At 43.7% G+C, this 13,797-nt stretch carries 2 protein-coding genes; both read right to left on the reverse strand.

Annotated elements, in window-relative coordinates:
* Positions 1 to 113 precede the first annotated feature (113 nt).
* The gene (locus H6G92_RS03040) at positions 114 to 9,146 is read right to left on the reverse strand and encodes a non-ribosomal peptide synthetase (protein WP_190890582.1); all 9,033 of its coding nucleotides are present in this window, start codon (positions 9,144 to 9,146) and stop codon (positions 114 to 116) included.
* Positions 9,143 to 13,786, reverse strand: coding sequence for a type I polyketide synthase (locus H6G92_RS03045; protein WP_190890585.1), 4,644 nt, complete (start codon positions 13,784 to 13,786; stop codon positions 9,143 to 9,145). Before H6G92_RS03045 ends, H6G92_RS03040 begins: the two co-directional genes overlap by 4 nt.
* Positions 13,787 to 13,797 lie beyond the last annotated feature (11 nt).

Here is a 13,797-nt window from a genome sequence, read left to right on the forward strand (position 1 = left end):
ACTTGTGAAAAATGCTTTTTTAACGAACCGCAAAGGACGCGAAGGAAGGAGAGAGAATTTATAAACTTAGGTTCGTTATAGAAAGATTTTACTATGAATTTATCTTCTATTCATTAAAGTTTTGCTAATTTTTCAAAATTTATCATTTCTCCCATTGCGACTACAATTTTTCGTGAACCAACAAAGGGATTTCTTCCGTGAGCAGCCAACATATTATCCAACATTATTATGTCCCCTTTTTGCCAAGTAAAACTAACTTGTGACTGTTGATAAATCTCGCTAATTTCTTGAATTACTGATTGTTCAATAGGAGAACCATCGCCATAATAGACATGACGTGGTAGCCTTTGTTCTCCAAACAATGACAAGAGGGAATTCTGAATTTCAGAGTCTAGGTATGATATATGGTGCAACTGCAATTGATTGAAAAATACTAGTTCATCAGTGCGAGGATGTTTGGCGATCGCTTGTCGATAAGAGCGAGTTCTTAAACTATTATCTGACCATTCAAAATCCATGCCTGCTTGGCGACAATAATCTTCAACTACTGCTTTTTCTGTAGTTCTAAAAAACTCTTGCCAACTCACATCTAAACCTTCTGTGAAGTTGCGGACATACATCAGTTTTTTATCAGCAAATCGCTCTCTCAGTTTGGGGTTGAGGAGTTGATAAATCTTCCGACAATCGACAATCGGTGTTTCTCCACCAATCTGGGCTGGTTGCACACAGAAAAACCAAATTTTCATTGGCCATTGCTGTAAGTGCGAACTTTCATTATGAAACAGGATTGCTTTGTCGTTGGGATAAGGGGTAGAACCATAAACTTTACCGCCTACTCCCTCACGTGGTAAATCGCCATACTCACCGAATAAATTTGGGCAAATAGCACCAGCAACATTTTCAAACTCAGAAACTGAATTGATATTGAAGTTGCGGAAGAGAATTGCACCATGCTTTAATAGCTGAGTTTCGATGAAGTCGCGGTGACTTTTTGCCCAGTCTGCAAGTTCAATATCTGCTACATCAGGTTGTATTACCAAAGGCAAGGTGTTTTCCGAATGGAGAAAATCTGTTTTAATTAATTCTCCTGATGGCAAACTTACAGCTTTAGGTTTAACCGTTTTGAATTTGCTTAACTTAGCCGCTTGGCGTTGTTTTTGTTCTAAGCTTTGATGTTTCTTTTCAGGTTCAGTCAGCATTTCTAAACTATTAATTCTAGTATCGGGCTGCGCCACAATGTTCTTGAGCAGTGTTTCAAAGTGACCTGACATGCGGGTGATGGAATCAGCATCAAAAAGATCAGTGCTATATTTCCAAGTGCCAATAAGTCCTTGTTCGGTTTCTGTAACAAATAAAGCTAAGTCAAACCTTGCCATACCAGTGTTAATTTCCATCAGTGTCAAGGTAAGTTCTGAAAGCTCTACGGTTGGGTTTGGGGTATTTTGAAGGACGAATAATATTTGAAATAGTGGTGTATGACCTAACTTGCGTTCTGGCTGTAAGGCATCTACCAGTTTGGCGAAAGGTAAATCTTGGTGAGCATAGGCTCCTAATGCCACTTCTCGCACCCGCCGCAGTAACTCCCGAAAACTAGGGTTGCCAGAGAGGTCAGTCCGCAAGACTAGTAGGTTGACAAAGAACCCGATTAGTTGTTCGGTATTGCTACGGTTACGGTTAGCAACATCTGTACCAACAACGATGTCTTCTTGATGGGTGTAACGCGATAAAAGCGTTTGCAAGGTTGCCAGTAGGGTCATGAAAAGAGTGACTCCCTCCTGGCGCGAGAGCGTTTTGATTTCCTCGGTTAACGCTTTGGGGATGACAAAGTTAGTACTTCCTAAACCGAAAGTCTGGACTGTCGGTCGTGGTCGAGCCATCGGTAACTTGAGCATAGTGGGAGCGCCACTTAAATGCCGTTGCCAGTATGAAAGTTGCGCTTCCAAAACTTCTCCCACCAGCCATTGCTGCTGCCAATAAGCAAAGTCTGCATATTGGATGGGGAGTTCGGGTAGTGGTGACGGTCGACCACGGTTGAAAGCTTCGTAAAGCGTCGTTGCTTCCTGGACGAGTAACCCTAACGACCAAGCGTCAGAAACTATATGGTGGATTGTAAATAAAAGTACATGCTCATTTTTATCCAATTCCAGTAGCATGACTCGCAGTAGTGGCCCCTCTGCCAAATTGAAAGGTCGCTGTAACTCTTCTGTAGCAAAACGTTCTATCTCTATCTGCTGCTTATTTGGAGGGAGCGATTCTCTGAAAGAGACACTTCGTGAACGCAAGTCTACTATCGGTAAGCTTAATCTTAAGACAGGCGTAATTACTTGGACTGGTTGTCCATCTACTGTTGTAAAAGTAGTACGTAAAGCTTCATGACGCTGCACAATTTCATTGAGGCTCTGCGCTAAAGCGGCAATGTTAAGCGTACCTGTAAGGCGCACAGCGATAGTGTCATTGTATAACGAGCTACCAGGTTCTAGCTGGTCGATAAACCACAGACGTTGTTGAGCGAACGACAGAGGTAAATTTGTCTCGCGTGAGCAAGGCTGAATAGGTAGTTCCTTGAGTCCCTGCCCAGCTTTCATCAGTTTTTCAATCCTTTGGGCAAGTTCTGCTATTGTTGGTGACTCAAACAAATAGCGTAGTGGTAGCTCTACCTGAAAGGCATCGCGGAGGCGAGAAATAACTTGCGTTGCCAATAGGGAGTGTCCTCCCAACTCGAAGAAATTGTCATTGCTGCCAACTTGTTCTAAACCAAGTACCTGAGTCCAAATTCCTGCTATTACCTCCTCAATGGGAGTGCGAGGAGCTACAAACGCTTTGTCTAATTCGGGTCTGGCTGTATCGGGTGCTGGTAGTGCCCTGTGGTCTAGCTTGCCGTTAGGAGTTAGAGGTAGTCTAAGAAGCGGCACAAACACAGCAGGAATCATGTATTCGGGCAACTTTTCACTCAGGAAGCGGCGCAGTTCACTAGTAGAGGGTGCTGGCTGTTCCTTGGCAACTACGTAGGCGACTAAACACTGCTCACCACGTATATCCTGCTGATTTGTCACTACAGTTTCTCGCAATGCTGGGTGTTGGCTTAATAAAGCCTCAATCTCTCCGAGTTCTATCCGGAAGCCACGGATTTTTACCTGATTGTCAATTCGTCCCAAGTACTCAATGGTTCCATCTGGTCGGTATCGCCCGATATCTCCAGTTTTGTACAGTCGTTTTCCTGGTTCTTGACTAAAGGGATGAGAGATAAACCGTTGTTGTGTCAATTCGGAACGATTCAGATAACCACGCGCTACTCCAGCACCACCAACGTACATCTCGCCTGGAACACCAATTGGTACTGGCTTTTTATATTCATCCAGCACATACACCTGTAAGTCGGGTATTGGACGACCAATTACACTTGCCGTGCCATGCAAATCGGTTTTGCTTAGTGGACGATAGGTAACGTGTACAGTGGTTTCTGTAATTCCGTACATATTAACTAATTGGGGCGACTGGTCGCCGTGGCTTTCAAACCAAGGTTGTAAACTCTTGGGTTCTAAGGCTTCTCCACCGAAAATTACTAAGCGTAATTTTAACTCACCAATAGTTGCTATTGACTGTTCGGCTTGAATTAACTGGCGGAAGGCTGAAGGTGTTTGATTGAGAATTGTGACTTGCTCTTGACACAATAACTTATAGAAGGACTCGGGCGATCGCGTCACTAAATAAGGCACTACTACCAGTCGTCCACCATAAAACAATGCACCCCAAATTTCCCACACAGAAAAGTCGAATGCATAAGAGTGGAACAGTGTCCACACATCTTCAGCGTTGAAGTTATACCAAGAGTTTGTCGCTGCAAACAAACGAACTACATTAGAGTGATTGACTAAAACGCCTTTGGGCTTACCTGTGGAACCAGATGTGTAAATAACGTAGGCTAAATTATGAGATGCAATGCCTGTGACTGTGTTATCGCTGGGTTCTTGGGCAATAGTAGTCCACTCATTGTCTAGGCAAATCAGTTGAATTTCATGGCTGCACAGGGTTTGTTTAAATTTATCTTGAGTTAATAATATTCTTGTTTGGCAGTCTTGTAAAAAGAAGGTTAAGCGCTCTTGTGGATAGGCTGGATCGATTGGTACATAGGCTCCACCAGCTTTGAGGATGCCTAATAAACCGATTACCATTAAGAGCGATCGCTCTATGCAAATCCCCACTAGTATCTCTGGTCCTACACCTAGCTTTTGCAAGTGGTGCGCTAACTGATTCGCTCGCTGATTCAGTTCTCGGTAGGTCAAATGTTGGTCTTCAAATACTACAGCAATGGCATCTGGCGATCGCTCTACCTGCTCCTCAAACAACTGATGGATACACTTATCCTGTGGATAGTCAACCTGAGTGTCGTTCCACTCTACTAGTAACTGCTGTTGCTCAAATGCTGTCAGCAGGGGTAATTGCGAAATCTGCTGTTGTGGGTTAGCAACAATTCCTGCCAGCAAAGTCTGCAAATGCTCTGCCATCCTCTGTATAGTACTTGCGTCAAACAAATCGGTGTTGTACTCCAGAGTCCCAATCATTCCCGCAGTTGTCTCTTCCATGTACAAGGTCAAATCAAACTTTGCCGTGTCGCTGTTGTCCTCCAAGAAACTCAAAGTCAAACCCGGCAACTCCAACGCAGACATCGGTGCATTCTGAAGCACAAACATCACTTGGAATAAAGGCGAATGGCTCAAGTTGCGTTGTGGCTGTAGTGTTTCTACTAGCAGTTCAAATGGCAAATCCTGGTGGGCATATGCTCCTAATGCCACTTCGCGCACTCGCCGCAGTATTTCCTCAAAGGTGGGGTTTCCAGAAATATCTGTTCGCAGTACCAAAGTATTGACAAAAAACCCAATTAACCCTTCTATTTCGGTTCGGTTGCGATTAGCGATCGGTGTACCTACGACAATATCCGTACTTCCGGTATAGCGGTAGAGCAGTGTTTTGAAGACTGCTAACAAAGTCATAAATAGAGTACTTTGTTGCTGCTGACTCAGATTTTTGAGTGCAATAGATAGCTCCTGAGATAGTTTGAGAGCATGGGTAGCACCCCGGAATGTCTGAACCGCAGGACGCGGGCGATCGCACGGTAACTCTAGTACTGTGGGTGCGCCGCTAAGGTGTTTCCGCCAATAAGCGAGTTGAGATTCTAGTACATCACCTTGCAACCACTGCCGTTGCCAAGCTGCGAAGTCTGCATACTGTATTGGTAGTTCCGGTAAGGATAAAGGTTGCCCGCTACAGAAGCCTTGATATAGCGTAGCTAATTCACTTACAAGTACACCTATTGACCACCCATCAGAAACAATATGGTGCATCGTGAGTAGCAATATGTGTTCTGTCTCACTCAGCACGAGTAAAGTACCTCGTATTAACGATTCAGTAGCGAGGTCAAAGGGTTGCTGGGCTTGCTTTGTTGCTAATTCCTGCCAAGAAATCTGTTGCTCACTCGTTGGTAGATGTCGCCAGTCAACAACTGACAGTCTCCAAGTACTTTCTGGCTGAATAATTGCAACTGGTTGCCCATCAACTGTGATGAAGTTGGTGCGTAGGGTTTCGTGGCGACGAATAACTTCTTTAAGACTTTCTTCTAAAGCGGTTGGGTTAAGTTTACCTTGGAAACGGACAACAGCAGGGATGTTGTAAAAGTTGCTGTTTGGCTCTAACTGATCTAGAAACCACAAGCGTTTTTGAGCAAATGACAGTGGTAACCCTGCATCCCTTGCTGTTGGTAATAGCGGTGGTGCTAATAGTTCTGACTTTTCTTGCTGCCTTTGCTGAATGTACTGGGCAAAATCGGCGACTGTAGCAGCTTCAAATAAGCTACGTAATGGAACTTCTAACCCGAAGGTGGTTCGCACCCGTGAGACGAGTTGAGTTGCTAGCAGGGAGTGTCCACCTAGTTCAAAGAAATTATCGTGAATTCCCACTTCCTCAACTCGCAAGACATCAGCCCAGATCAGCGCTAGTATTTCTTCGATAGGAGTTCGCGGCGCAACAAAGCCGATTTCCAGTTCTCGATATGATTCAGGTACTGGTAAAGCACGGCGGTCTACTTTGCCATTGAGAGTTAGTGGTAAGGTTTCTAGCATCACGAAAGCTGAAGGAACCATGTACTCAGGCAGTTGTCTTTTGAGGAACTGCCGCAACTCACTGATTGTCAGTGTCTGTTTGTGGCTGGGGACAAAGTAGGCAACCAAGCTTTGAGTATTGGGAGTGTCTTGTCTCGCTATCACTAAAGCTTCTTGCACATTGGCGTGTTGGCTTAGTACTGACTCTATTTCTCCGAGTTCTATCCGGAAGCCGCGGATTTTTACCTGATTGTCAATTCGTCCCAAGTACTCAATGGTTCCATCTGGTCGGTATCGCCCGATATCTCCAGTTTTGTACAGTCGTTTTCCTGGTTCTTGACTAAAGGGATGGGGTATAAATTTTTCAGCAGTCAGTTCTGGACGGTTGTAGTACCCCCGCGCCAAGCCAATACCACCAATATACAGTTCGCCTGGTATGCCTACAGGAACTAAGCACTGCTGGTTATCCAGTACATACATCTGCATATTAGCAATTGGAGAACCAATAAGAACTTCTTGCCTCGTGCTTGCGCGATCGCACGTCCAAGCTGTAACATCAATCGCCGCCTCAGTTGGCCCATACAGATTGTGCAATTCTGCTCCCAAATGTGCAAAAAAGCGTTGCTGTAGATTGAAAGACAATGCTTCACCACTGCAAATCACACGCTTAAGACAATTACAGGTTTCTAGCCTCTGTTCTTCTAAGAAAATAGCCAGCATAGAGGGAACAAAATGAATTGTGGTGATTTTTTGTTCCGCAATTAGCTTGACTAAATAAGCACTATCTCTATGAACTCCCGGTTGGGCAACCACAAGACAAGCACCTGTAAACAAGGGCCAAAAGAATTCCCAAACAGAGACATCAAAGCTTAAGGGAGTTTTTTGGAGAATACGGTCTGCTTGGGTTAATTGGTAAGTATCCTGCATCCAAAGTAGGCGATTGCATACTCCTACATGAGTGTTCATCGCTCCTTTTGGTACACCTGTTGAACCAGATGTGTAAATGACGTAGGCTAAATTATGAGATGCAATGCCTGTGACTGGATTATCGCTGCGTTCTTGGGCAATGGTAGCCCACTCACTGTCTAGGCAAATCAGTTGAATTTCATGACTGGACAGGGCTTGTTTGAATTTATTTTGAGTTAATAATATTCTTGTTTGGCAGTCTTGTAAAAAGAAGGTTAAGCGCTGTTGTGGATGGTCGGGATCGATTGGTACATAGGCTCCACCAGCTTTGAGGATGCCTAAAAGACCAATTACCATTAAGAGCGATCGCTCTATGCAAATCCCCACTAGTACCTCTGGCCCCACTCCCAGCTTTTGCAGGTGCTGCGCTAGCTGATTGGCTCGCTGATTCAGTTCTCGGTAGGTCAACTGTTGCTCTTCAAATACTACAGCAATGGCATCTGGCGATCGCTCTACCTGATCCTCAAACAAATTATGGATACACTTATCCTGGGGATAGTCTCTTTGAGTGTCGTTCCATTTATGCAGTAATTGGTAACGTTCAATTTCTGTAAGTAGCGGCAATTGGGAAACTGGCACTTTCGGATTTGCAACAATCCCTGCGAGTAAGGTCTGGAAATGCCCTGTCATTCGCTCGATGGTGGTAGCATCAAATATGTCAGTGTTGTATTCCCACGACCCCACAAATCCATTAGGGGTGTTCTCCATTGTCAAGGTAAGATCAAACTTTGCTGTCAAGCTTTCTACTGCCAATGGACTCAGAGTTAAGCCGGGAAGCTCCATCTTGGGCATGGGAGCATTCTGGAGTACAAACATTACCTGAAATACAGGTGTATGGCTTAAGTTTCGTTGCGGGTGCAATGCCTCTACCAGCATCTCAAACGGTAGGTCTTGATGAGCATAGGCATCCATTGCTGTTTTCTGGACTCGACCCAGTAATTCTCGAAAACTGGGATTGCCTGAGATATCAGCGCGGAAGACTAAAGTGTTAACAAAGAAGCCAATTAATCCTGCAAGTTCACTGCGATTGCGGTTAGCAATGGGTGATCCAACCAAGATGTCTTCTGTACCTGTGTAGCGGTAAAGTAATGTGTCAAAGGCTGCCAACAGGGTCATGAACAAGGTAACTCCAGCTTCCTGACTCAGTAAGTTGAGTGCTGCAATTAGCTCTACAGAGAGTACGAAGGATTGAGATGCCCCTTGGAAAGTTTGTACTGCTGGTCTGGGTCGATCAGTAGGCAGTGATAATAAAGCTGGCGCATTTGCGAGTTGCTGCTGCCAGTAAGTGAGTTGGGCTTCTAGTACATCACCTTGCAACCATTGCCGTTGCCAAGCTGCGAAGTCTGCGTACTGTATTGGTAGTTCGGCTAGAGGTGAGAGTTGTCCAATACAAAAGGCTTCATAGAGTGTGGCTAACTCACTCACAACTACACCTATTGACCACCCATCAGAAATAATGTGGTGCATGATGAGTAGCAAGATGTGTTCTGTCTCACTCAGCACTAGTAAAGTCGCCCGTACTAACGGTTCAGTCGCTAGGTCAAAGGGTTGCTGGGCTTGTTGTGTTGCTAATTCCTGCCAATGCTGATGTTGCTCAGTTGTTGGCAGATCTTCGCAGTCAAAAACTGACAATTGCCAAACACTTTCTGGCTGAATGATTGCAACTGGTTGCCCATCAACTTTGATGAAGTTGGTGCGTAAAATTTCGTGGCGGCGAATAACTTCTTTAAGACTTTGTTCTAAGGCTAGTATGTTTAGTTGACCTTGCAGGCGCACAGCAACCGGAATGTTGTACAAGGCACTGTTTGGCTCTAACTGGTCTAGGAACCACAACCGTTGTTGAGCAAAGGATAGAGGTAGCTTTCCTTCTCGTGGTACGGACTGTATCACCTCAAAAGTAGAACTAGAAGCAAGATGAGCTTTTTGAAGAAACGGGAGTATTTCTGCTTTACGCTCTTGTATTTGAGTACGCAAAGTTAATGTCAAGGTTCCTTCGGGTGCGTTACAGCGCAGGCGATCGCCATCAGCCCAAAGCTTAATGTCCAAGTTGCCAAGGTAAGACAAAAACTCCTCGATAGTTTTCATAACTCTATCTCCTCTCGGTTGTTCATTATTGCAGCAGGGCGATCGCCTATCTGTTCGACTATCGAACGAATTCTCTCAATTTGCTCAACTAGTCCGGCTACGGTAGGCTCTTTAAACAGGTCATGCAACGGCAGATTGACTTGAAATGCTTCGCGCACTCGTAAGATAACTTGAGTTCCTAGCAGAGAATGTCCTCCTAATTCTAGGAAATTGTCGTAAATCCCTACTTGCTCAATCCCCAATAGTTCTTCCCAGATGTTAACGAGTGCTTGCTCAGTCTCATTTCTCGGAGCAACATAAGCATTGGGTAAATTTGGTCTGGCATGAAGTGAGAATGAATTATTTATTTGAGAAGTAGCTTTTTGTGGTGAAGATTCCAACTTAATCCATTGGTCAATCCTGACTTGTAGATTTCCAGTTGAGATAATTACCTGGTTGACTTCACCCCAAGATAAAATCTTTTCAAATGCTTCCACACCCTCTTTTGGTGTCATTGCCAATTTAGTCAAATTTCCACCAAAGGATATATTTGGTTGATGTTCTTCTTCTAATAGCCAACCATCCCAATTTATGCAGAGCCAAGAGAACGAATTTTTCTGGTTATGCTGATAAACAAAAGCATCCATGAAAACATTGGCTGCCGAATAAGCAATAAATTCTAGTCCTCCTAAAATTGTGGATAGGGAAGACATTAATACGCAAAAGTCAAGCTTTCTGTTCTGCAAAATCTTTTCCAAAACCAAGGTTCCGTATACTTTTGGTTGAAATTGCAGTTCACACTCCGTTTTACCAATCTGTGCAATGGATTTAAATGAATCTCCTGCGACGATCCCAGCAGCATGAATCACACCATTGAGTTGACCAAACCGCTTCTCACCTTGCGCGATCGCTGCCTGCATTTGTTGTTCATTGGCGACATCAGCAGCGATCGCTATCACCTCAGATCCTAGTTTTTCTAATTCCTGCAATTTTTGGATTTTGCGGCTTGTGCCATCGTTTTCATCATGAGTAACTAACCATTTTTCCCATTCATCTGGTGCGGGAAGTGCTGAACGCCCTATTAGTATTAATTTGGCGCGAACAGTCTTAGCCAAATGTTCAGCCAGCACTAGTCCAATGTCTCCGAGTCCACCTGTAATTAAATAAACTCCTCCTTCTCTAAATTTAGTAGTTGTTCTATTAAAGTTATCCAATCGAAGTGGTTCAAAAGTTTGCACCCAGCGATGATCGCCACGATAAGCTATTACTAATTCAGAAGTTTTTTTGGTAATTTCTAATAATAAATATTCTGTAAGTTTCTGCTTATTCTCTTTAAAAAGTTTGGGAATAACAATATCAATATTACGACAACGTATATTTCGATATTCCTGAGGGATGACGTTTATGAAACCAAGCACAGTTGCCTTTTGAGGACATAGCAATTCTTCTCCAGTTACTACTTGAATATTGTTGGATATAACAACAATTTCTACCTGATTATTAAATTTGTATTTTTCCAGGGCTTGGGTTAAAAATAACAGGCTATAAAAACCTAAATCTTGAGCTTGATTAACACTTGATGCTTGATAAATATCTGGTGTTACATTCCATAAATGAATAATATTTGTAGGAATATTCTCTGTTGCATCAAGTTTTTCCATTAAGGCATTATAATCCTGATTTTTATGAGGATTAATAGTAAATATACGTTGAAAATATTTATCTGTAAGAGATTCACTCACCTCAGAAAACTCTAACCCGACCTTGACAATAATCACGTTCTGATTTTCTTGTTCCAGTCTTTTTACCAGTTGGTAACCTAACCCGCACTCATCAATAAAAACAAGCCAAGTAGAGCGAATCTGCATTTCCCCTGGTTTGAAGGTCAAGGCTATAGAGCGTTTCCAAGATGGGATATAAAACCAGTCTGCAACGTCTGGCTTTTTGGAAGTTGCAAGTAATACTGGTAAATCAGTCTTGGGAAGGTCTGGCTGTTTTTGAGCATCAATCCAATAACGCTGATGCTCAAATGGATAAGTTGGCAAGGGGATGCGGTGACGGCGTTCTTGTGAGTAAAATTGCGACCAATTCACCTGCACACCAACCAGCCAAAGTCTGCCGAGAGAAGTGAGCAAAAACGCTATATCTGACTCTTGTTCGCGGGGGTGACGAATTGAAGAAACCACAACCTGTTGAGTATGTCCAACAAGCTGCTGTTTAGCAAAAGTACTCAAAGTTTTTCCAGGGCCAATTTCTAGGAAAATGCGTTCTGGTTCTTGGAGTAACTCAGCCATACCTGTGGCAAAACGAACTGTTTGGCGTAAATGCTTCACCCAATAACTCGGATCTGTCGCATCTGTTGCGGTAATCCAAGTACCAGTTACGTTGGATACAAAGGGAATTTCTGGGGGATTCAGATTGAGTTTTGCAACATCCTGCATGAATGGAGCGAGGATAGGCTCCATCATTTGGGAATGAAAGGCATGAGATGTATGCAAGGGGCGATATTCCACAACTTTTTCAGTGAGTTGATTTTGTAGTAAAGCGATCGCCTCGCTATCACCTGAAACCACACACATGGCAGGCCCATTGATGGCTGCTAAAGAAAGTTTCTCACCAAGTAGGGGTTTAATCTCCGACTCTGATAAAGGTACAGCTACCATTTCCCCAGCAGGAAGTTGCTGCATCAGTCTTCCTCGCGTAGCTACTAGTCCTAAAGCATCTTCTAGAGAAAAAACTCCGGCTAGAGTTGCAGCTACATATTCCCCAATGCTATGACCAATCATCGCTTGCGGATGTACTCCCCATGCCATCCACAACTTAGCTAAGGCATACTCAATTACAAATAGTGCAGGTTGAGCCAAAGAAGTCTGCATTAGCTCTTGGGTAGTGTCTTTCTCGTGGGGATAAAGTACACTACGCAAATCCAACCCAAGATGCGGTTTTAGCACTTGGCAGCAGTAATCAACTTGCTCGCTGAAGATCGGTTCACTCTGGTAGAGTTCCAGCGCCATATTTACGTACTGCGCTCCCTGTCCAGAAAACATAAACACAACAGGGCGATTACTGGGTGTCTGGTAGCTGGTAAGAACTCTTGGAGAATCCGCAATTTCCAGCACTTTTACCGCATCATCAAGGTTTTGGCATACTACCATACGGCGATGGTCAAAAGCCTGACGGCCCACATCTAAGGTGTAAGCGACATCAGCCAAGTTCAAATCAGGATTTTGTCGGAGGTGAGCAACTAAATTTGCTGTAGCAGTTTCCAGAGATGTACTAGTCTTTGCCGAAAGTAGTAACAATTGCCAGGGGCGAGAAGCACTGGAAGATTCAGCAATTGGGGCTTCTTCGAGAATTACATGGGCATTAGTGCCACCAATGCCAAAGGAACTTACTCCCGCACGGCGAGGAGTGCCGTTGGTTTTCCATTCCGCCAGGGAGCTATTGACGTAAAAAGGACTGTTAGCGAAATCTATCTGAGGATTAGGCTGCTCAAAGTGCAAGCTGGCTGGTATTTGTTTATTTTTAACTGCCAATACAGTTTTAATCAGACTTGCGATCCCAGCTGCGGTATCGAGATGTCCAATATTTGTTTTTACCGAACCAATAGCACAAAAGCCTTTTTGCTCCGTTTTGTCACGAAAAGCTTGTGTCAGGGCTGTGATTTCAATCGGATCGCCCAAAGTTGTGCCGGTGCCGTGGGTTTCTATATAACTAATAGTATCTGGCTCAATCTCTGCCATTATTTGAGCCGCCCGAATCACTTTTGCTTGAGAATCTATACTGGGCGCTGTATAACTAACTTTGAATGAACCATCATTGTTGATAGCTGAACCTTTGATGACAGCAGAGATAGAATCACCATCAGCGATCGCTTCTGCTAGCCGTTTTAAAACTACAATACCTACACCATTACCACTGACAGTTCCCTGCGCTTGAGCATCAAAAGCCCGACAGTGCCCGTCAGGAGACAAAATTCCTCCTTGTTGATACAAATATCCACCTTTTTGAGGCAGTGCGATCGCTACGCCACCCGCCAAAGCAATATCACATTCTCCACTTAGTAAGCTTTGACAAGCCAAGTGGACAGCAACTAAGGAAGTTGAACAGGCAGTTTGAACTGTATAACTCGGCCCTTTCAGATTTAATTTATAAGATACGCGTGTAGTTAGAAAATCTTTATCATTAGCAATAGCTATTTGAAAATCACTGAAGTCTGTTAAATTCTCCCGCCCAGAAGCAAGGTTGAATAAATAGGTGTTCAGACCTGTACCAGCGAAAACTCCAATCAATCCTTCGTATGTTTCTGCATTGTAGCCAGCTGCTTCAATGGCTGACCAAGCACACTCCAAAAATACCCGGTGCTGTGGATCAGTAATTGCTGCTTCTCTAGGATTAAAGCCAAAGAATGAAGCATCAAATGTTTCTACATTTTCTAATATTGCTCCAGCTTTTACATAATTGGTATCCTGTAGCAAATTATGATTTATTCCTGAATCCTTTACTTCTTCATCCGGAAAAAATGAAATTGATTCTACACCATTTTGTAAATTTGTCCAAAAGTCATCAATATTTTTAGCTCCGGGGAATTGCCCCGCCATGCCAATAATTGCTATTTCTAAACCAGTTGTTACGCTGTATGCTTCAGCAGAAGTATTCATTTTTCTCTAAC

The organism is Nostoc foliaceum FACHB-393 (assembly GCF_014698505.1).
Taxonomy (GTDB): Bacteria; Cyanobacteriota; Cyanobacteriia; order Cyanobacteriales; family Nostocaceae; genus Nostoc; species Nostoc foliaceum_A.